The sequence below is a fragment of the Billgrantia sp. C5P2 genome (genome assembly GCF_051062895.2).
In genome coordinates this window covers 930,445-950,242 of sequence record NZ_CM128542.1, presented here as the reverse complement: position 1 = coordinate 950,242, position 19,798 = coordinate 930,445, and the positions used below count along the sequence as shown (strand labels likewise).

Below are 19,798 nucleotides of genomic sequence, written 5' to 3'. Positions count from 1 at the left end.
CGGCCTCGAACCCTACTGCGGCGCCAACCGCGGCCGGGGCGCTCCGGCGCCGCTCCACTATAGCGACATCGCCAACAACAACGCGAGGCACCCCATGTCCCAACCCTCCGAGACCACCCGGGCCACCCAAGCCACCGGCGCCAAACGCCGCCACTGGCAGATCCCGCACATCTACGTCATTTTGTTCGTCTTCATCGCCATCGCGGCGGTGGCGACCCACTTCGTGCCGGCCGGCGAGTTCGAGCGGATTCCCGGCCCCAATGGGCGCATCACCATCGATGCCGAGTCCTTCCAGTACGTCGAGCCCAGCCCGACCGGCATCGTCGACTTCATGCTGGCGATACCCAAGGGCCTGATGAGCGCCGGGGAGGTGGTCTTCTTCACCTTCATGATTGGCGGCATGTTCATGGTGCTGCGACGCACCGGCATCATCGAGATCGGCGTCGACAAGCTCAGCCGCCAGTTTGCCGGCCGCAGCCTGCTGATGATCCCGGTGCTGATGACAGTGTTCGCCGTGGTCGCCACCATCATCGGCACTCAGGAGCTGGCACTGGTCTACGTGCCCGTCATCCTGCCGCTGATGATCGCCCTGCGCTTCGACTCGGTGACTGCCGCCGCCGTGGCGCTGTGTGCCACCACCGCGGGCTTCACCACCGGCATCCTCAACCCGATCAACACCGGGCTCGGCCAGCAACTCTCCAACCTGCCGCTCTACTCCGGCTTCGGCCTGCGGGCCGCCGCCTTCGTGGTCGTGCTCGGCGCCGGCATCTATTTCGTCATGCGCTATGCCCGCAAGGTCCAGGCCAGCCCCGAGCTGAGCCTGATGGCCGGTGACGCAGACGAGGCCGAGAAGCGCTCGCTGTACCAGCATGCCACCGACGAAGGCGCTCTGATGGCCAACGGCCGCCAGAAGCTGGCTGCCATCGCCACCTTCGCCTTCTTCGGCCTGCTGGTCTACGGCGTGCTGCGCCAGGGCTGGTTCATGATGGAGATGGCCGGGCTGTTCATCATGATGGGCATCGTCGTCGGCCTGATCGCAGGACTGACCACCGAGAGCATCTGCGAGGCCTTCAACAAGGGCTTTCGCGACGTGCTGGTCGGCGCCATGATCGCCGGCGTGGCCCGCGGCGTGGCCGTGGTGCTCGAGGATGGCCAGATCATGGATACCCTCGTCTTCGGCCTCGGTAACCTGGTCGGAGAACTGCCCACACTGTTGTCGGCCATCGGCATGTACATCGCTCAACTGGCCTTCAATTTCGTGGTGCCCTCCGGCAGCGGCCAGGCGTTGGTCACCATGCCGATCATGGCACCGCTGTCCGACATCATTGGCGTAACGCGCCAGACCGCGGTACTGGCCTACCAGCTCGGCGACGGAGTCGGTAACATCCTCTTTCCCACGTCCGGTTACTTCATGGCCACCCTGGCCATCGCCGGTGTGCCCTGGCAGAAGTGGGTGAAGTTCTTCTTCCCGCTGTTCTGCGTCTGGGTACTGATCTCCATGGGCTTCCTCGCTTTCGCCCAGGCCACCCAATGGATCGGCTGATCGGCTGAACGCCATTCCACACAGCCACCAGGCCCTGCCCGACGCGTCCGGGCGGGGCCTGATCGTCTCCCAGGGCAACATCATCGGCTGAGCCTCAGCGCGCCGGCGCCGGATGGTGCTCCATCCAGTGCTTGGCGATATCCACACGGCGTGTCACCCAGACCCGGTCGTGCGCCTCGATATGGTCGAGGAAACGCTGCAGGGCACGGAAGCGGCCGGGGCGGCCAAGCAAGCGGCAGTGCATGCCCACCGAGAGCATCTTGGGCGATTCATCTCCCTCGGCGTACAGCACGTCGAAGGCGTCGCGCAGGTAGGTGAAGAAGTGATCGGCGGTATTGAAGCCCTGAGGTGCGGCGAAGCGCATGTCATTGCTGTCCAGGGTATAAGGCACGATCAGGTGATCGTGCTCATTGCCCTGGCTGTCCGCTGCACGAGTCCAGAACGGCAGGTCGTCGCCGTAGTAATCGCTGTCGTAGAGGAAGCCGCCCTCGTCGAGCACCAGCCGTCGGGTATTGGGACTGTCGCGGCCGGTGTACCAGCCCTGCGGTTTCTCACCATAGAGACGCTGGAAGATCTCCATGGCGCGCTGCAGGTGCTCGCGCTCGACGTGCTCCGGCACTTCCTGGTAGTGAATCCAGCGGTAGCCGTGGCAGGCGATCTCGTGGCCCAACTCCTTGAAGGCTTGGGCTACTTCCGGATGACGCTCCAGCGCCATGGCCACGCCGAACACCGTCAATGGCAGGCCGCGCCGTTCGAACTCGCGCAGGATGCGCCAGACACCTGCCCTCGAGCCGTATTCGTAGATCGACTCCATGCTGAGATGGCGGTCGGGAAAGGCGGGGGCTCCGATGATCTCGGAAAGGAACTGCTCGGAGCCGGCGTCGCCATGCAGCACGCAGTTCTCGCCACCCTCTTCGTAGTTGAGCACGAACTGTACGGCAATCTTCGCCTGCCCCGGCCAGTTGGCATGGGGCGGATTGCGGCCATAACCGATGAGATCACGGGGGTAGCCAGGACTGACGCTCATGAGCACTTCCTCTTGTTCTGTACTGCCGTTGCGCGGTACGCATCCAGCTTCGTCAGTTTCGCGCAACATAAAGTGTATACAATACGAAAGATAGACTGTATCCCGATCGGCTGCAACCAGGCTTCGCACAGCGCCACGGTGACCTGCATAGGCATCGCTAGCGGTTGGTAAGTGCCTCGCTACCTTCATCGCGACTCATCACGACAAGCGGCAAGCGATGCTTCACTAACTTTGTATACAAAAATCACCCTTACTTGCAACCTTGTTCCTTCTTTTGGCCGCAGGCCTTGCTTCCTAACGCCTTGGGATATGCAAGGGATCGGAGAGAGCCGTCAAAGTGTATACAATTTTACCAGGAAACAGTCGTCAATGAAGCTATTACGATATTGATTACGACCTAAGTCTAGCCATGCGGTTTTTCACATGATGCCGCAAAGTCTCTGCAGTTCATTGAAATTATTAGATTTCTATCAAAGACAGCGGACTCAGTGAAATGCTTGCGCTCAATGCTTCCAACGCCTATTTTGTGTACAAAGAGATTTTTTATTGTTCACAAGAAGGCTTCGGAGTTCGCATGCGTCTACGCATCATCAATCCCAATACCACGGTCGCCATGACCCACAAGATCGGCGAAGCGGCGCGACGCGTTGCGGCCAGAGACACAACCATCGTGGCGACGCAGCCGCTGGATGGCCCGGTTTCGATCGAGAGCCACTTCGACGAGGCCATCAGCGCGGTGGGCGTAGTCGAAGAAGTGCTGGCCGGGGAGAAGGAGGCCACCGACGCCTATGTCATCGCCTGTTTCGGCGACCCGGGGCTGCTGGCGGCCCGCGAGCTGACCCGCGCACCGGTCATCGGTATCGCCGAGGCGGCCTTCCATGCCGCCACCATGATCAGTACGCGGTTCTCGGTGGTCACCACTCTCTCGCGTACTGCCATCATCGCCGAGCACCTGCTGGAGCAGTACGGTTTTCGCCATCACTGCCGCCGGGTCCGCGCTGCCGAGATCCCCGTGTTGGATCTGGAGGAGAACGGTTCGGCGGCGCTTTCGCGCATCATCGAGGAGTGTCGCCGGGCGCGCGACGAGGATGGCATCGGCGCCATCGTGCTGGGCTGCGGCGGCATGGCCGACCTGACCGACACCATTTCGCTCGAGGTTGGCCTGCCGGTGATCGAGGGCGTCACGGCCGCGGTCAAGCTGGCCGAGGCCCTCGTCGGCCTGGGGCTCGGTACCAGCAAGCATGGCGACCTGGCATACCCGCGCCCCAAGGCTTTCAGCGGACGCTTCGAGAGGTACTCGAATCTCACCCCCGAGCACTGAGACTCCCTGACCGACAACGACACTCATAACAACACGCCTTGAGCACGTCTCGCCACAGAGCCCGAGAGCAACACCGGGCACAACCACAACACAGAGCAACGACTTGCGAGGACAGACCCATGCAACACACCAACCCACACAGCACGGCGGCCGACCCAGCCTCCTTTGCGGCGGCCGAATCCGGCGCCACCAAGGCGCTGGGGGAGGAGTCGCTCGCGCCCCAGAAAACCCGCATCATGGGGCGCACCTCCTACTTCCTGGCCTGGTTCGGTGGCTGCGTGTCGATCGGCACCTTCGCCATGGGTTCCAGCGTGGTCGGCACCCTCAACCTGATCCAGGCGACCCTGGCCATCGCCATCGGCTGCTTCGTGATCGGCATCGCGCTGGCGCTGAACGGTGCGGCCGGCTACAAGTACGGCATCCCGTTCATGGTCCAGGCACGCAGCGCCTTCGGCTTTGCCGGCACCCGCCTGCCGGGCCTGGTGCGGGCCGTACCTGCGGTGGTGTGGTATGGCTTTCAGAGCTGGATCGGCGCCGGGGCGCTTAACATGGTCTCGGCCACTCTGTTCGGCTTCGACAACCTGATCTTCTACTTCATCACCTTCCAGTTCCTGCAGATCGGCCTGTCGGTGATGGGCTTCCAGGGCATCAAGTGGCTGGAGAACATCGGCAGTGCCTTCATTCTGGCCTCGCTGGTCTATATGTTCTATGCCACGGTGCAGCGCTACGGTGACGAACTCTCGGCCAGCCTGCTGACCATGGAAGGCTCCTGGGGCATGCCGTTCTGGGGCGCCACCATGCTGTTCCTGGGTATCTACAGCACCATGATGCTCAACGTCAGCGATTATTCGCGGGAGCACAAGCAGGGCACCGGCCAGGGAATTCTCACCACCATCTACGCCATGTCGATCCTGCCCTGCACGCTGTTCATGGGTCTCATCGGCTACATGGTGTCCGAGGCTACCGGCACCGCCGACCCCATCCAGGTCTTCGCCAACGCCGTGGACAACACGCCGCTGCTGATGACCACGCTTCTGTTCATCGCCTTCGCCCAGGTCACCACCAACGTGCTCAACAACGTGGTGCCGCCGACCTACGTGCTGATGGACGTATTCAAGCTGAAGTTCGCCACCTCCACGGTGATCGTCGGCCTGCTGGCCTTCGCCACCTTCCCCTGGAAACTGGTACAGCCCGACTCCGCCGCCGGCCTGCAGCTCTTCGTGCAGACCTACTCCGCCTTCCTCGGGCCGATCTTCGCTATCCTGGTGGTCGACTACTACCTGATCCGCCGTCGCACCCTGGACCTCGGCAAGCTCTATGATGAGAACGGCCCCTACCAGGGCGTCAACAAAGCGGCGCTGATCGCCACCGCCGTGGGCATCGTCGCGGCGCTGTCCTTCTCCGCCGTGTCCTGGTACGCCAGCCTGATCCCGGCGGGACTGACCTATTATCTGCTGATGAAGCACTGGGCCCCCTGCCAGCGCTTCCGCCAGTGATCCATCGCTGCCCCGTCGCCCTCCGGCCATGCCGGATGGGCGACGCCCCATGACAACAACGGTGACGACGATGAAAGACAACGAGCTGGACATCCAGCGTATCGACCCGACGCTTTACAATGCCGACCTCGCCCCACTGAAACACAAGGACCGCAACTGGGGAGCGTTCGAGATCTTCAATGTCTGGTCCAACGACATCCAGAGCCTGTTCGGCTACACCCTGGCAGCCTCGTTGTTCCTGAGCTACGGGCTCAACGGTTGGGCGGTAATGGCGGCCATTATCCTGGCCGGGGTGATCGTCATGTTCCTGGTCAACCTGACCGGCAAGCCCAGCGTCAAGTACGGCATCCCCTTTCCGGTCATGGTCCGCGCCAGCATGGGGGTGCGCGGCGCCAACCTCCCGGCCATGCTGCGCGCGATCATCGGGATCTTCTGGTATGGCGTGCAGACCTATTTCGCCTCCACCGCGGTAGCACTGTTGATCACCGCGCTGTTCGGCGCCGGCAACGGGGCCACCTTCCTGGGCCTTTCCGGCGTGGCCTGGGTCTCGTTCGTGATCGTCTGGCTGTTCCAGATCGCGATCTTCTGGCAGGGCATCGAACGCATCAAGCACTTCCTCAACTGGGCGGGCCCGCTGGTCTACGTGGTGATGGTGGCGCTGATGATCGTGGTCTGGTACCAGGCCGGCGACGAGTTGCTGCCGGCAATCAGCACCATCTTCAGCGCCGACGCGGAGCGCAGCGGTAGCGCCGTGGCCGCTTTCCTTGCCATCGTCGGCACCATGGTGGCCTACTTCGCCGCAGTGGTGATCAATTTCGGCGACTTCACCCGCTTCGTGAAGACGGAACGCCAGATGAAGCTCGGCAACCTGCTGGGGCTGCCGCTCAACGTGGCCTTCTTCTCGTTCATCGCGCTGATCATCACCGCCGGCACCCTGGTACTGTTCGGCGATGCTTTGACCAACCCGGCCGATATCGTCGAGCGAGTCGACTCACTGCCGCTGACCATCGTCGCCGCGCTGACCTTCTTTGCCGCCACTGTCGGCATCAACCTGGTGGCCAACTTCATCCCGCCGGCCTATGACCTGGCCAACCTCTTCCCCAGCAAGATCAGCTTCAAGGTGGGTGGGCTCATCACCGCCGTGGTGGCCTTCTTCGTCGGTGCACTGTGGGTCTCGCTGATCAGTCAGATCGGGGTGCCGGGCTTCGTCAACGCGCTCGGCGCCATCATCGCGCCCTTCTACGGCATCATCGTGGTGGACTACTACCTGGTTAAGCGCCAGCACCTCGACATGCAGCAGCTGTTCTCCTCCGAGCCGGGTAGTGCCTACTACTACGTCAAGGGCTGGAACCATCGGGCACTGCTGGCCTTTGGCTGCGCTGCGCTGTTCTCGATCTCTACCGTGCTGGTGCCGGCGCTGGCCAGCCTCGGCGGCTATGGCTGGATGATTGGCGCCGCGCTCGGCGGTGCCTTCTACTACGGCTTGATGCTGAGCCATCGCCCGGCGGCTGCAACGCCGGCAGTCTGATCGAAAGCACTTGCAGCGAATGGCGCCTCAGGCCTGGCCGGGGGCGCCATTGTCTTGTCTGAATAACGTCTAGGCGCCGAAGATCCGCTGCAGGTCCGGCGTCTCTTCTTCTTCCTCGACGATCGAGAGTGAGGCTTCGATGGCCTTGAGATGACGGCTCATGAAGGCGGTGGCCCGCTCACCGTTCTTGGCTTCGAGAAAACCGATCAGGTCGTCATGGTCGTGGGACTCGCAACCCAGATGCCCCGAGCTGCCGTAGACCGCAAGAATCAATGAGGAGCGCGAGCAGAGCTGGCCGACGAAAGCGGCCAGGGTGGCATTGCCGGAGAGCTGGGCGAGGCGTTCGTGGAAGGCGGCGGAGAGCTTGATCGCGCGGCTCTGCTCACCCGATCTGAGTGCCTCGCGCTCACGCCGGGCCATGTCGCGCAATTCGCGCACGTCCTCGGCGGTGATGCGGCGGGCCACTTCGGGCATCAGGCCGCACTCCACCATCTGGCGGGCATCGAACACGTCCTTCGCCTCGTCGGCGGTGGGACGGGTAACGCTGGCGCCGCGCCGTGGCGTCAGGGTGACAAGCTGCTCCAGGGCCAGGCGCTGGAGAATCTTGCGAATGCCGGTACGGCTGATGCCGAACACCTCGGCCAGGGCGTCCTCGCGCAGTCGCGCCCCGGGGCGCAGACGGTGCTCGATGATGGCATCGCTGATCGTGCGATAGATCGCCTCGTGGCGCTCCGCCCCATCGCCGTTCTTGCCCATGCGCCGTGGCTTGGCCTTGCTCGAATCGCCTTCGTCGGCCAGGCTCTGCCGCTGGTTCATGGTCGCCCTCCTCGCATCCCATCACTGCCCATCATTGTATACGCTTCTTCCGCCAACTATCGAGACGCCCCCAGCACCGTCGACAAGCGGGCTGGGGGCGAAAGGGGCAACCGGCCTTGCCTTACTCCGACCAGGCAGCGATCGTCTCGCGCTCCTCGTCGGTCATCCCGGTCATATTGCCGAGCGGCATGTACTTGCTGGCCACTACCTCCTGGATCTTCTCGCGATGCCCTTCGATCTGCGCCGTGGTGTCGTAGATCACTCCTGCCGGTGCCGATCCGAAGCCCTCCTGGGTCGGGCTGGCCGAATGGCATGAGGCGCAGCGTGACTCGATGATGGCCTCGACCTCGGCCAGGCTCGGCCCCTCGTTTCTTTCGGCACCCACCGAAGCGTTATTGGATGGCATGCCAATCCAGAAGGCCACGGCGATGAGCGCCACACCGGCCACCGGGTAGGCGGGCTGGATCTTGCCGGCGTGCATCAGCACGAAGAACTGGCGAATCAGCGCACCGGCGAAGATGAACAGCGACATCAGTACCCAGGCGTACTCGTGGTTGTACACGAAGGAGTAGTGGTTGCTGATCATAAGCAGCACCACCGGCAGGGTGAAATAGGTGTTGTGTACCGAGCGCTGCTTGCCGCGCTTGCCGTCCAGGGGATTGGGCGCTTCGCCCGCCTTCATGGCTTTCACCATGCGCCGCTGACCGGGAATGATCCAGAAGAACACGTTGGCCGACATGGCGGTGGCCATGACGGCACCGGTGAGCAGGAAGGCAGCACGACCGGAGAACAGGTTTACGCTGAGATAGGAAACCACGACCATCAGCACGGCAACGGCCAGGCTCAGGATCCCGTCGCGATCCATGTTGGGGCTGATGCGCTTGCACATCTCGTTGTAGACGACCCAGCCACCGAGCAGGAACGCCAGCGCCAGCACGTTGACCTGCCAGCCGCTCAGGTTGGCGGCCCATGCCCAGTCGCTGTTGGAGTTGACCAGGTAGAAGCCGGGGTTGGCCATGTACAGCAGCACGAACAGGGCAAAGCCGGAAAGCCAGGTGGTATAGGCCTTCCAGAACGACCAGTGCAGGTCCTCCGGCAGCTTGGCGGGGGCCGTGGCGTACTTCTGATTGTGGTAGAAGCCGCCGCCGTGTACGGCCCACATCTCGCCGAACACGCCCTTGTCACGGTCTTCAGCCGCCTTGGGCTTGCGCAGGCCGTTGTCCAGCATGACGAAGTAGATCGACTCGCCGATCCAGGCGATGGCCGCGATGACGTGAAGCCAGCGCAGCATGAAGTTGACGAAATCCAGGAGGTAAGCTTGCATCAGGTTGTCTCAGCTTAGTTGTTGTTGACGCCGCATCGCGGAGCGCAGCCAGTTTTCAAATAAAGCGCCAGGGAAGCGTTGATCAATTTTGCGAGCGGGATGAAGCACAAGGCGCACGGCGCGCAGAAACCGGAGCCTATGGGGTATAGGTGAGGATTTCGACGGTCCGACGCTTCGGCACCGCGCAACGCAGTGATTCGCCCTCGCAGCCATTGATCAGCGTTTCCCTAGCTGCCGCGGTACGTGGAGTAGCCATACGGCGAAAGCAGCAGCGGTACGTGATAATGCTGCGAGTCGTCGGCCACGCCGAAGCGCAACGGGATGACGTCGAGGAAGCGCGGTTCGTCTGCCTGGATACCCTGCCGACGCAGGTAGTCACCGGCATGAAAGACCAGTTCGTATTCGCCCGTGGTGAAGTCACATCCCTCCAGGATGGGACCGTCGCAGCGACCGTCGTCGTTTGTCGTCACTGTCTTGATTGGCACTCGCTTGTCGCCTTCGAGGCGCAAGACCTCGATGCGGATGCCTTCGCCGGGGCGGCCCTGGGCGGTATCCAGAACGTGCGTGGTCAGTCGTCCCATTGTGTCTGTCTCCCCGTGGTTGGCCGGGGCAGGCTGCGCCCCGAATTCGATTTTGCGCGAGTCTACCACTCCGGCAACTCACTGAAGACAGTTTTAGCTCTTCTGATAGTACATTTCAAAGATTTTTTGTATACACTTTACGTGACACGCTTCGAGCATCGCCTTGCAGCACTGAATAAGGAGAACAGGATGAACGACAAGATACTGGCGCCCCGCCCCAGCACGCTCGACCGCGACGACTTCGTGGCAAGCTTCGGCGACATCTACGAGCATTCGCCCTGGGTGGCCGAACTGACCTGGGAGCAGGGCCTGAAGGACGTGCACGACACGCCGGCCGGCCTCGCCGATGCCATGGGCCAGACGCTGCGCAGCGCCACGCCGGAACGCCAGCTCGAGGTGATTCGCGCCCACCCCGACCTGGCCGGCAAGGCCGCCATCGCTGGCGAATTGACCGACGATTCCACTCGCGAGCAGGCCGGCGCCGGGCTCGACCAGTGCACGCCCGAGGAAATGGCCCGCTTCGAGCGCCTTAATGGGGCCTACAAGGAGAAGTTCGGCTTCCCTTTCATCATGGCCGTGAAGGGCAGCGACCGGCACGCCATTCTCGCCGCCTTCGAGACGCGCCTGGAAAACTCCCCCGAAGAAGAGCGTCGCACCGCCATCGAGCAGATCAATCGCATCGCTCGCTTCCGCCTGGAAGACCGCGCCCAGCCCTGAACCACACTGCGACTCATGCAACGACCCGCAGCGCGATGAGCGCCGCGGGTCGTTGCGTTCCGGGTTCGACGGGTCACGCCGAGGGACGATGGTGTCGACCCTGCCCCGCCTCCTTCAATGGATGACCGCTTGTGGGGCTGGCACTGCCGGCATCCGCACGCGCCATGGCTTCGCGCTCCCTGGCCTCGTCCTCAAGAGTAACGTTCGGCAGCAGCAGGTTGAGCACGAAGGCGGTAATGGCGGCCACCACGATGGGTGCGCCGCCTACCAGGTTCTGCAACCACTCGGGAAAACGCTCGATCGCCGCCGGCACCTCGGCAATACCCAGGCTGAGCGCCAGCGCCAGGCCTACGATGGTCATGTTGCGGGCGGAGAGCTCATCCTTGATCAGTAGCTTGATGCCGGTCATGGTGATCATGCCGAACACCGTGATGGTGGCCCCGCCGAGCACCGGATAGGGAATGGTGGTCATGATCGCGCCGAACTTGGGACTGAACCCTGCCAGCAGCATGAAGCCACCGGCCAGCGCCAGCACGAAGCGACTGATCACCTTGGTCATGGCCACGATGCCCACGTTCTGACTGAAGGTGGAGGTGGGCAGAGCTCCGAAGAAGGCGCTCGCCATCGTGGTCAGGCCGTTACCCAGCAGGCCGCCGGTCAGCTCCGGCGTCTTCAGCTCGCGATTCATGCCGCCCACGGTGGTCGCCGACAGGTCGCCGATGGTCTGTACCGAATTGATCACGCAGATGACCACCATGGCGACGATGGCCGAAGCATGGAACTCCATGGCGAAGGGCATGACCTGGGGCACCGACACCCAACTGGCCTGGGCTACCGAAGCAAAATCGACCATGCCCAGCGTCAGCGACAGCCCGTAGCCGACGAGGATGCCGACGATGATCGCCGAGAGCTTGATGACGCCCTTGCCGAACTGAGATGCAAGAAGCACGGTGGCCAGCGTTACCAGGCCCACGATCCAGTTCTGAGGATCGCCGAAATCGGGGGCGTCGACGTTGCCACTGCCGGCCATGTAACGCACCGCGATATCGTAGAGTGACAGGCCGATGACCAGCACCACCGTACCCGCCACTACCGGCGGAAAGAGGTGGCGGATGTACTGAATGAAATAACCCACCACCATCATGGTGATGCCGCCGATCAGTTGGGCGCCGAGGATTCCCTCGATGCCATACTGCGCACCCACCGCGATCAATGTCGGCACGTAGGCAAAACCCACACCGAAGATCGCCGGCAGCCGTGCGCCGAATTTCCAGACCCCATAAAGATGGAACAGCGTGCAGACCCCCGAGGCCAGCACCGCGACCTGAATCAGTAAAAGCTTTTCTTCCGGCGTGGCGCCCACCACGCCAGCGATGATGATCGGAGGCGTGATGACCCCGGCGATCATGGCCAGCACATGCTGTAGCGACAGAGGCAATGCCTTCGCCAGTGAGGGCCGGCCATGGAAGTCGAATATCGAAGTGTTCTGAATCTTTCGCATGGATCCATCCAGTCGTTGTTGTGTTTCTGTATACGGAAAGCCAGGGTGCCGTTGTTTGTTTGAATTGCGGCCAAGAGGCTTTCCGCATACATGCCAAGCTGTCAGCGCTTGCTGCGACTCGTATTTCCTGTCCGATTGGTCAAAAATGTACTTCAAATCGCATCATAATAGGCGACAGTACATTAATTTATTGTATACAGAAATTATTTCCACCTCTTTCTCCCGCTTTTCCCGATCCTGCCGTCCGGTACCGCCTCTCTCACAAGAAAGGTCCGGCTACACTGGGAGAAGTTCGAGAGCGGAGGAGAAGGAGAGCGACATGTTTCGTGATCGACTGGACGCGGCAGAACTGCTTGCCGAGCGTCTTTCCCACCTGAAGGATTCCAATCCGCTGGTGCTGGCCATACCCCGCGGCGGGGTGCCCATGGGACGCTACCTGGCCGATGCCCTCGACGGGGAACTCGATGTGGTGCTGGTACGCAAGATACGTGCCCCGGGGAACCCCGAGTTTGCCATCGGCGCCATCAGCGAGGACGGCACCATGAAGCTCGACGAGGCCGCGTCGCATTTCTCGAGAGAGGCGGTGGAGCGCGAGGCTGAGCAGCAGCGCAAGCTGCTCGAGCAGAGACGCCAACGCTATAGCCCCGTCCGCCCGCCGATTCCGCCCGAGGGCCGCGTGGTAGTGATCGTCGATGACGGCAGCGCCACCGGCGCCACCATGGAAGCCGCGCTGAAGACCCTGAGGGGGCGCGCCAAACGCCTGGTCGCCGCACTGGGGGTGGCTTCGCCCAGCGCCGTCGCCCGGCTGGAGGAGGTTGCCGACGAAGTCGTCTGCCTGGATGTCCCGCAGCGTTTCATGGCGGTCGGCCAGTTCTACGCCGACTTCGGCCAGGTCGAGGAAGACGAGGTGATGGAGCTACTCGAAAACTGATTGAGCCGGCAAAGGAAAAGGCCGCCACCCTCGCGGGTAGCGGCCTTCTCGTGCCTAGCGCAGGCTGCGACTTACTTGGTCGCGGCGCTGGCAGCCTTGACGTTCTGCTCGGCCAGTTGCTGACCCTTCTGCATGAACTCCTGGCTCAGGTCGACGACCTTCTTGGTGTCGCCCTGCAGACGCTCGCCAAGTTCCTTGGCGGCTTTTTGCTGGGTCTCGAAGACCTGCTTGAGGCCCTCGGAGTCCTTGACGTCGACCCATGCGCGGGCCTGGGTCAGGCTCAGGTCGGAGTAGCTGCGGAAGGCTTCCAACTGTGCCGACAGCAGCTTCTCGTAATATTCCAGGGTCAGCGAGCCATAGGCACGCGCCGGGGCGAAGAACAGGCTTTCCAACTGCTGGGTTGCCTTATCTTGAGTCTTGCTCATGGAACACCTCCTACGTTGCGTTGCCAAGGCAGGAATGCGCCTTGTTGCAATGCAACATAGCAGCTCGATTTCCGCGTTGCAACATTTTTTGTTGCAACGCAGCATGCGGGTTCTCCCTTGCCCCGACTCAGCGGTAGCTCCCCTGGAGATCGGTAATTCGCATCGCCCTTCGCCCCAGCCCGTCATGCAGGTCGAGCATGCGCTCGACCCAGCCATGGACCGGGTCGGCGTTGGACACCAGATCGGCGGTGGAGACCACTCTCGCCCACATGAAACCGCCGAACACGATGTAGTCGGCCGCCGCCGGAGCGTCACCGTCGAGGAAGTCGCTCTCCTGCAATTGCCCACGCAGAGGTGCCAGCGCAGCGTCGAGCTGAGCCAGCCCTTTGGCCGGAGAGTGGAATTCCTCCAGAGTTCTGCCGAAGCGCTTCTCGCGGGTCTCGCGGAAGTAGCCACGATCCTTGGGATCGATGGCGTTGAGCAGGTCCATGATGATGGTGCGCATCATGGCCGGATGCAGGGCACGCTCGGCGTAGTGCTTGAAGAAGCGGGCCCGAGCCTCGGCCACCCCTTCGCCCAGCAAGGGCGCCTCGGGGTAAGCACGGTCCAGATAGCGCAGGATCGCGTAGCTGTCGGTGACCGTCTCCTCGCCATCGACCAGTACCGGCACCTTGTCGTAGTCGGCAAAGGCCAGTGCTGCCTTGTCGGTGAAGTGCCAGGCGCGCGTCTCGACTTCGAGCCCCTTGTGGGCCAACGCGTAACGAACGCGCCAGCAGTAGGGCGAGAAACGCAATTCTTCGTCGATGCCGCAGAGATCGAAGAGAACCCTTGCCATGACGCCTCCTGGTGAAAGTCATTTTGTCGTCACCGGATAGTGCCAGCCTTCCGGTGGGATGCCAACCAGGCCGTACCCGGCTACTCCTCAGAGAAAAACCTGTCCATTAGTCTAATAACGAATGGCCTCCGAGGGCCGTAAAACTCTCTCGCTCGCCCCGCATCTTTTTTAAATTCAATGCGATAAACGAGATCAACCAGCCTGGAACCCAGAAATCATATTGGTAAGACCAATTACCCAAGGATGGCAACTTCCGTTCGCACTTCGTATCGTTGCCTCCGCTATCGGCAACTGTTCCACCTGCCTGCCGATGACTTGGCCTGCCGGCCCCAAACAAGGAGACATCCGAGGAAACGTCATGACGGACACGACCCTAGCGCTACTCGCCTTCACGCCGCTGATACTGGCCGGCGTGCTGCTGATCGGTTTTCGTATGGCTGCCCGAACCGCCATGCCTATCGTTTTCGTGGTCACGGCCCTGATCGGGCTGTTCGCCTGGGAAATGAGCTTCAACCGTGTGCTTGCCTCCACCTTCCAGGGGCTGATCCTGACTGTCTCGATCCTGTGGATCATCTTCGGCGCGATTCTGCTGCTCAATACGCTGAAGCACTCCGGCGGTATCGCGGCCATCCGCAACGGCTTCTCGGGCATCAGCCCCGACCGCCGCGTACAGGCGCTGATCGTTGCCTGGCTGTTCGGCTGCTTCATCGAGGGCGCTTCGGGCTTCGGTACACCCGCCGCCGTGGCCGCACCGCTGATGGTCGCACTCGGCTTCCCGGCTCTCTCCGCCGTGGTGGTGGGCATGATGATCCAGTCCACGCCTGTCTCTTTCGGTGCTGTGGGCACGCCGATCGTGGTCGGCGTCACCGGTGGCGTCAACGCCAGCGCCATCACCGAGCAGCTCGAAGCCGGCGGCTACACCTGGCTCGAGTACTTCCGCCTGATCGCGGCGGAAGTCGCCATTGTGCACGGCATCGTCGGCACCCTGATGCCGCTGATCATGGTGGTGATCATGGTGCGCTTCTTCGGCGCCAACCGCTCCTGGAAAGAAGGTCTCTCCATTGCGCCCTTCGCCATCTTCACTGGCGTAGCCTTCGTGGTTCCCTACATGCTGGCCGGCGTACTGCTGGGGCCGGAGTTCCCGTCGATGATCGGCGCCATGGTAGGGCTTGCCATCGTCGTGCCGGCGGCGCGGCGCGGCTTCCTGCTGCCCAAGGATACCTGGGACTTCCCCGAACGCAGCGCCTGGCCGGCCGGCTGGATCGGCAAGATCGAGATCAAGATCGACGACATCGCCGGCAAGACGCCCCTCTCCACCTGGATGGGTTGGCTGCCCTACGTGCTGCTGGCCCTGTTCCTGGTGGCCTCGCGCGTCATCGACCCGCTGCGCGAGGCGCTCAACGCCTTCGCCTTCGGCTGGAGCAACATTCTCGGCGAAACGGGTGTCTCCGGCAGCATCGCCCCGCTCTACCTGCCGGGCGGCATCCTGCTGATGGTGGTGCTGGTCACCGCCGTGCTGCATCGCATGCGCCTGGGCGAACTCAGGGCGGCCTTCGGAGAATCCTCGCGCACCCTGCTCGGCGCCGGTTTCGTGCTCATCTTCACCATCCCCATGGTGCGGATCCTGATCAACTCCGGTGTCAATGCCGCCGACCTGGTGTCGATGCCGGTGGCCATGGCCCAGTTCGTGGCCGACAGCGTGGGCGACGTCTATCCCTTCTTCGCTCCCGCCGTAGGGGCCTTGGGTGCCTTCATCGCCGGCTCGAATACCGTGTCGAACCTGATGCTGGCCGAGTTCCAGTTCAACGTGGCCGGCGCGCTGGGTGTCTCCACCGCGATGATGGTCGCGCTGCAGGCCGTCGGCGCCGCGGCGGGCAACATGATCGCCATCCACAACGTGGTTGCGGCCTCGGCCACCGTCGGCCTGCTGGGCCGAGAGGGCGAGACCATCCGCAAGACGATCCTGCCAACGCTCTACTACCTGATCTTCACCGGTCTGATCGGCCTGATAGCCTTCTATGTCCTCGGGGTATCGGATCCGCTGATGCAAGTCGGCGGCTGACAAACCCGTATCAAACACGAGCCCCGCGTCCTTATGGATGCGGGGCTCTTTCGTGTTCTGCCAAGCTCAATCGATGCGCTTGAGTTCGCGTGCATGCCGGCTGCCGCGCTCGACGTAGCCCGAGGCATTCTTCGCCATCCCTTCGACCGCCTCGGCCGAAAGCTCTCGGATCACTTTGGCCGGCGCACCGACGATCAGCGAGTTGTCGGGAAAGGTTGCCCCTTCCTTGACCACCGCCCCGGCAGCCACGAGGCTATTTTTGCCAATAACGGCGCCGTTTAGGATCACTGCCTGGATGCCGATCAAGCTGCCGTCCCCGACGGTGCAGCCGTGCAGCATCGCCTGGTGTCCCACGGTCACGTCATTGCCCACCTTGAGTGGGAAACCGGGATCGGCGTGAAGCACAGCACCGTCCTGGATATTGCTGCGTTCACCGACCTCGAGGTGGTCGGTATCGCCGCGCAGCACCGCCTGGTACCACACGCTGGCCTGTCGCTTGAGCGTCACCTGACCGATCACGTCGGCGGTTTCGGCCACGTAGACTTCCTCGCCTATCTGCGGCCGATGCTCGCCATACTGGTAGATTGCCATTGCTTTCCCTCATTCCGGTTCGTGCTACAGCCATACTAGACGGCGCGCATGACGAAACCACCCTGCACAAGGATGCTCACCTCCCTCAGGCCAGCGCCTTCTCCAGCAGACGCGCCAGGTGCACCGCCTCGCGTCCGCCGCCGTCGCGAATCTGGTGACGACAGCTCGTGCCATCGGCAATCAGCACGGTATCGTCGTCGGCTTGACGAATCGCCGGCAACAGCGTCAGCTCCGCCATCTTCATCGAGGCCTCGTAATGCTCCGCCTCGTAGCCGAAGCTGCCCGCCATGCCGCAGCACGAGGATGCGATCGTCTCGACCTCGAGCCCCGGTATCCAGGCGAGCACCCGCTCGACCGGACGCAAGGCATCGAAGGCCTTCTGGTGGCAATGGCCATGCAGCAATGCTCGTGTGTGACCGACCGACTTGAGTTCAAGGGACAGCTCGCCCGCGTCATACGCCTCGATCAGAAATTCCTCGAATAACAGGGCCGACTCGGCAAGTCGCCGTGCCGCATCGCCGAAGCCATACTGCAGGAACTCGTCGCGCATGCTCAGCAGACACGACGGTTCGAGCCCGACGATCGATACGCCGCGCTCGACGAAGGGCAGCAGATGGTCGAGGGAGCGCTTCGCCTCGGCCTTGGCCTTGTCGAACTGGCCGGAGGAGAGGTAGGTGCGCCCGCAGCACAAGGGGCGGTCGCCCGGCTTGACGTTGAGATGCACATGGTAGCCGGCCTCCTCCAGCACCCGCTTGGCGGCACGCGCGTTCTCGCTCTCCATGTAATTGTTGAAGGTATCGACGAACAGCAGTACCTCACGGGACGCCTGCGCCGATCGGCCATGGTCTTCGGCAAGGAAGTTGCCACGGAATTGGGGGAAGTCGCGCTGCTCGGCCAGCCCCAGCGCCTGCTTGACTCGCCGCGAGACGAAGGCCAGCCGCTCGGCGGCTCCCAGCAAGCCAGAGAGCCGGCTCGCCAAGGGTGCGTAGCGCGGCATCTCGCCGACCAGCCGATCGCGCAGCGAGAGCCCCCTGACCTTTGCCCGAGCCGTACGCGCCTCGATCTTGAACTTGGCCATGTCGACGCCGGTCGGGCAGTCGCGCTTGCAGCCCTTGCAGGACACACACAGGTCCAGCGCTTCCTTGACGTCGTCGCTGGCCAGGCCCTGGTCACCGAGCTGGCCGGACAGCACCAGTCGCAGCGTGTTGGCACGCCCGCGGGTAAGATGCTGCTCATCTCTGGTGATGCGAAAGCTGGGGCACATGGTGCCGGCATCGAACTTGCGGCAGTGGCCGTTGTTGTTGCACATCTCCACCGCCATGGCGAGGCCATGAGTGGCATCGCCACCCGAGCCCGGTGGCGTCTGCTCGCCGGTCAGCGGGTCACGCTTGACGTTCCAGGCCGACCAGTCGAGTACCGGGGTCAGCGGAATCGCCTGATAGTCCTTGGCAAAGCGAAAGTAGCGCTCGTCGTCCATCTTCGGCGTATCGACGATCTTGCCCGGGTTGAAGCAGTTGTCGGGATCGAACAGCTGCTTGATCTCGCGAAAAGCGTCGTTGAGGGTGGGTCCGAACTGCCAGGCCACCCACTCGCCGCGACACAGGCCGTCACCGTGCTCCCCCGAGTAGGCCCCCTTGTACTCGCGCACCAGGGCCGAAGCCTGCTCGGCGATCTCGCGCATCTTCTCGGCGCCATCGCGGCGCATGTCGAGGATCGGCCGCACGTGCAGCGTGCCGACACTGGCATGGGCGTACCAGGTGCCCTCGGTGCCATGCCGATGGAATACCTCGGTCAGCTTGTCGGTATACTCGGCCAGGTGCTCGAGCGGCACCGCGCAATCCTCGATGAAGGAGACCGGCTTGCCATCGCCCTTCATGCTCATCATGATGTTGAGCCCCGCCTTGCGCACGTTCCACAGCGCCTTCTGCTCGGCCGGCTCGGGCATGTCGACCACGCTCCCCGGCAGCCCCAGGTCGGCCATCAGTTCGTTGAGGCGTGCCAGCAATGCCAGCTGCGCCTCGCGCTCAGGCCCGGCGAACTCCACCAGCAGCACCGCCTGGGGCCGGCCGATCAGAGCCTTCTCGATCACCGGACGAAACGCGGGGTTCTCCAGCGACAGCTCGATCATGGTGCGATCGACCAGCTCCACCGCGGTGGGGTCGAGCTTGACGATATGCTGGGTGAAATCCATCGCCTGATAGAAGGTGGGAAAGTTCACCACGCCGAGTACCTTGTGCTCGGGTAGCGGCGAGAGCCTCAACGTGACGCGGCGGCTGACCGCCAGCGTGCCCTCGGACCCCACCAGCAGGTGGGCCAGGTTGGCGCGGCCCTCGGCATCGTAGGGCTTGGGGTTCTGGCACTGAAAGATGTCGAGGTTGTAACCGCCCACTCGCCGCAGCACCTTGGGAAAGTGTTCGCGGATCTGCGGGGCCACACCCGCGGCGATCGCCTTGACGCTCTCCGCCAGCTCCCGCACCGGCCCGCTGTCGGGGAGCTCATCGAGGAAGCCGAACTCGCCTTCTCTGCCGTCGGCGAGCCAGGCGTCGATGCCCAGTACGTTGTGCACCATGTTGCCGTAGCGGATCGAGCGCGACCCACAGGAGTTGTTGCCGGCCATGCCGCCGATGGTGCACTGGGCACTGGTGGAAACGTCCACCGGGTACCACAGGCCATGGGGCTTGAGCCAGGCATTGAGGTGGTCGAGTACGACGCCCGGCTCGACCACCACGGTACGCGCCTCGGCATCGAACTCCACGATCTGGTTGAGCCAACGGGAATTGTCGATCACCACTGCCTCGCCAACCGTCTGGCCGCACTGGCTGGTGCCGGCTCCCCTCGCCAGCACCGGTACCCGGGCATCGCGGGCAATGTCCAGCGCCAGCTTCAGGTCCTCTTGGTCGCGTGGGATCACCACCCCGATCGGCATCACCTGGTAGATCGAAGCATCCGTGGAGTAGCGGCCCCGCGATGCATGGTCGAACAGCACTTCGCCTTGCAGCTCCCGGGAAAGCCGGGCGGCCAAATCGGTGACCGGCTTGATCCGGGCATCCCCAGACCGGGTGTTCTCCTTCAGGGACGTCATGCTTCCCTCCTAGCCGTG

16 protein-coding genes are annotated in these 19,798 nt (G+C 63.0%); 7 read left to right on the top strand and 9 right to left on the bottom strand.

Going from position 1 to position 19,798, the window contains the following annotated elements:
* Window positions 1-94: 94 nt before the first annotated feature.
* Window positions 95-1,543, top strand: coding sequence for a YfcC family protein (locus ACRWQA_RS04500; protein ID WP_434230143.1), 1,449 nt, complete (start codon window positions 95-97; stop codon window positions 1,541-1,543).
* Between the two features lie 94 nt (window positions 1,544-1,637).
* Here ACRWQA_RS04500 and puuE read toward each other — a convergent pair whose 3' ends face one another.
* Window positions 1,638-2,570: an allantoinase PuuE gene (gene puuE / locus ACRWQA_RS04495; RefSeq protein WP_263580982.1), complete on the bottom strand. Its 933-nt coding sequence runs from the start codon at window positions 2,568-2,570 to the stop codon at window positions 1,638-1,640.
* 574 nt (window positions 2,571-3,144) lie between these two features.
* Here puuE and ACRWQA_RS04490 point away from each other — a divergent pair.
* From ACRWQA_RS04490 to ACRWQA_RS04480, 3 genes are all read left to right on the top strand, one after another.
* Window positions 3,145-3,891: an aspartate/glutamate racemase family protein gene (locus ACRWQA_RS04490; protein WP_434230141.1), complete on the top strand. Its 747-nt coding sequence runs from the start codon at window positions 3,145-3,147 to the stop codon at window positions 3,889-3,891.
* A gap of 119 nt (window positions 3,892-4,010) precedes the next feature.
* A complete protein-coding gene (locus ACRWQA_RS04485) occupies window positions 4,011-5,387 on the top strand; it encodes an NCS1 family transporter (RefSeq protein ID WP_263580984.1) in 1,377 nt (458 codons plus the stop codon).
* A gap of 70 nt (window positions 5,388-5,457) precedes the next feature.
* Window positions 5,458-6,915 carry an NCS1 family nucleobase:cation symporter-1 gene (locus ACRWQA_RS04480; RefSeq protein WP_263580985.1) on the top strand — a complete coding sequence of 486 codons (1,458 nt, stop codon included), beginning with the start codon at window positions 5,458-5,460 and terminating at the stop codon, window positions 6,913-6,915.
* A gap of 69 nt (window positions 6,916-6,984) precedes the next feature.
* Here ACRWQA_RS04480 and ACRWQA_RS04475 read toward each other — a convergent pair whose 3' ends face one another.
* From ACRWQA_RS04475 to uraH, 3 genes are all read right to left on the bottom strand, one after another.
* Entirely contained in the window at window positions 6,985-7,671 is a 687-nt protein-coding gene (locus tag ACRWQA_RS04475) for a GntR family transcriptional regulator (RefSeq protein ID WP_263584014.1), read from the bottom strand.
* Window positions 7,672-7,852: 181 nt separating this feature from the next.
* Window positions 7,853-9,055: a urate hydroxylase PuuD gene (locus ACRWQA_RS04470; protein WP_263580986.1), complete on the bottom strand. Its 1,203-nt coding sequence runs from the start codon at window positions 9,053-9,055 to the stop codon at window positions 7,853-7,855.
* A gap of 227 nt (window positions 9,056-9,282) precedes the next feature.
* Entirely contained in the window at window positions 9,283-9,636 is a 354-nt protein-coding gene (uraH, locus tag ACRWQA_RS04465; RefSeq protein WP_434230137.1) for a hydroxyisourate hydrolase, read from the bottom strand.
* Between the two features lie 189 nt (window positions 9,637-9,825).
* On the opposite strand from uraH, the gene uraD reads away from it, so the two are divergent.
* Window positions 9,826-10,353: a 2-oxo-4-hydroxy-4-carboxy-5-ureidoimidazoline decarboxylase gene (uraD, locus tag ACRWQA_RS04460; protein ID WP_263580988.1), complete on the top strand. Its 528-nt coding sequence runs from the start codon at window positions 9,826-9,828 to the stop codon at window positions 10,351-10,353.
* A 73-nt stretch (window positions 10,354-10,426) separates the two neighbouring features.
* Here uraD and ACRWQA_RS04455 read toward each other — a convergent pair whose 3' ends face one another.
* A complete protein-coding gene (locus tag ACRWQA_RS04455; RefSeq protein WP_434230134.1) occupies window positions 10,427-11,854 on the bottom strand; it encodes a uracil-xanthine permease family protein in 1,428 nt (475 codons plus the stop codon).
* A gap of 319 nt (window positions 11,855-12,173) precedes the next feature.
* Between ACRWQA_RS04455 and ACRWQA_RS04450 the strand changes: the two genes are divergently transcribed.
* On the top strand, window positions 12,174-12,785 hold the full coding sequence (locus ACRWQA_RS04450; protein ID WP_434230132.1) for a phosphoribosyltransferase: 612 nt from the start codon (window positions 12,174-12,176) through the stop codon (window positions 12,783-12,785).
* 71 nt (window positions 12,786-12,856) lie between these two features.
* Here the strand turns inward: ACRWQA_RS04450 and ACRWQA_RS04445 are convergent, their stop codons facing one another.
* Window positions 12,857-13,210, bottom strand: a complete 354-nt coding sequence (locus ACRWQA_RS04445; protein ID WP_263580991.1) for a phasin family protein — start codon at window positions 13,208-13,210, stop codon at window positions 12,857-12,859.
* 127 nt (window positions 13,211-13,337) lie between these two features.
* On the bottom strand, window positions 13,338-14,045 hold the full coding sequence (locus tag ACRWQA_RS04440) for a glutathione S-transferase N-terminal domain-containing protein (protein WP_263580992.1): 708 nt from the start codon (window positions 14,043-14,045) through the stop codon (window positions 13,338-13,340).
* A gap of 358 nt (window positions 14,046-14,403) precedes the next feature.
* On the opposite strand from ACRWQA_RS04440, the gene ACRWQA_RS04435 reads away from it, so the two are divergent.
* Window positions 14,404-16,107 (top strand): L-lactate permease, encoded by a 1,704-nt coding sequence (locus ACRWQA_RS04435; protein WP_434230129.1) that lies wholly within the window; start codon window positions 14,404-14,406, stop codon window positions 16,105-16,107.
* Window positions 16,108-16,173: 66 nt separating this feature from the next.
* Here ACRWQA_RS04435 and ACRWQA_RS04430 read toward each other — a convergent pair whose 3' ends face one another.
* Both ACRWQA_RS04430 and ACRWQA_RS04425 read right to left on the bottom strand, forming a co-directional pair.
* Window positions 16,174-16,698 carry a gamma carbonic anhydrase family protein gene (locus ACRWQA_RS04430; protein WP_263580994.1) on the bottom strand — a complete coding sequence of 175 codons (525 nt, stop codon included), beginning with the start codon at window positions 16,696-16,698 and terminating at the stop codon, window positions 16,174-16,176.
* An 85-nt stretch (window positions 16,699-16,783) separates the two neighbouring features.
* Complete coding sequence (locus ACRWQA_RS04425; RefSeq protein WP_434230126.1) at window positions 16,784-19,780, bottom strand: FAD-binding and (Fe-S)-binding domain-containing protein; 2,997 nt, start codon at window positions 19,778-19,780, stop codon at window positions 16,784-16,786.
* Between the last annotated feature and the right edge of the window lie 18 nt (window positions 19,781-19,798).

What these genes read in the sequence shown, in the direction of transcription:
- ACRWQA_RS04500 (WP_434230143.1), top strand. Translation starts at nt 95, where the DNA reads ATGTCCCAACCCTCCGAGACCACCCGGGCCACCCAAGCCACCGGCGCC.
- puuE (WP_263580982.1), bottom strand. Translation starts at nt 2,570, where the DNA reads ATGAGCGTCAGTCCTGGCTACCCCCGTGATCTCATCGGTTATGGCCGC.
- ACRWQA_RS04490 (WP_434230141.1), top strand. Translation starts at nt 3,145, where the DNA reads ATGCGTCTACGCATCATCAATCCCAATACCACGGTCGCCATGACCCAC.
- ACRWQA_RS04485 (WP_263580984.1), top strand. Translation starts at nt 4,011, where the DNA reads ATGCAACACACCAACCCACACAGCACGGCGGCCGACCCAGCCTCCTTT.
- ACRWQA_RS04480 (WP_263580985.1), top strand. Translation starts at nt 5,458, where the DNA reads ATGAAAGACAACGAGCTGGACATCCAGCGTATCGACCCGACGCTTTAC.
- ACRWQA_RS04475 (WP_263584014.1), bottom strand. Translation starts at nt 7,671, where the DNA reads ATGGGCAAGAACGGCGATGGGGCGGAGCGCCACGAGGCGATCTATCGC.
- ACRWQA_RS04470 (WP_263580986.1), bottom strand. Translation starts at nt 9,055, where the DNA reads ATGCAAGCTTACCTCCTGGATTTCGTCAACTTCATGCTGCGCTGGCTT.
- uraH (WP_434230137.1), bottom strand. Translation starts at nt 9,636, where the DNA reads ATGGGACGACTGACCACGCACGTTCTGGATACCGCCCAGGGCCGCCCC.
- uraD (WP_263580988.1), top strand. Translation starts at nt 9,826, where the DNA reads ATGAACGACAAGATACTGGCGCCCCGCCCCAGCACGCTCGACCGCGAC.
- ACRWQA_RS04455 (WP_434230134.1), bottom strand. Translation starts at nt 11,854, where the DNA reads ATGCGAAAGATTCAGAACACTTCGATATTCGACTTCCATGGCCGGCCC.
- ACRWQA_RS04450 (WP_434230132.1), top strand. Translation starts at nt 12,174, where the DNA reads ATGTTTCGTGATCGACTGGACGCGGCAGAACTGCTTGCCGAGCGTCTT.
- ACRWQA_RS04445 (WP_263580991.1), bottom strand. Translation starts at nt 13,210, where the DNA reads ATGAGCAAGACTCAAGATAAGGCAACCCAGCAGTTGGAAAGCCTGTTC.
- ACRWQA_RS04440 (WP_263580992.1), bottom strand. Translation starts at nt 14,045, where the DNA reads ATGGCAAGGGTTCTCTTCGATCTCTGCGGCATCGACGAAGAATTGCGT.
- ACRWQA_RS04435 (WP_434230129.1), top strand. Translation starts at nt 14,404, where the DNA reads ATGACGGACACGACCCTAGCGCTACTCGCCTTCACGCCGCTGATACTG.
- ACRWQA_RS04430 (WP_263580994.1), bottom strand. Translation starts at nt 16,698, where the DNA reads ATGGCAATCTACCAGTATGGCGAGCATCGGCCGCAGATAGGCGAGGAA.
- ACRWQA_RS04425 (WP_434230126.1), bottom strand. Translation starts at nt 19,780, where the DNA reads ATGACGTCCCTGAAGGAGAACACCCGGTCTGGGGATGCCCGGATCAAG.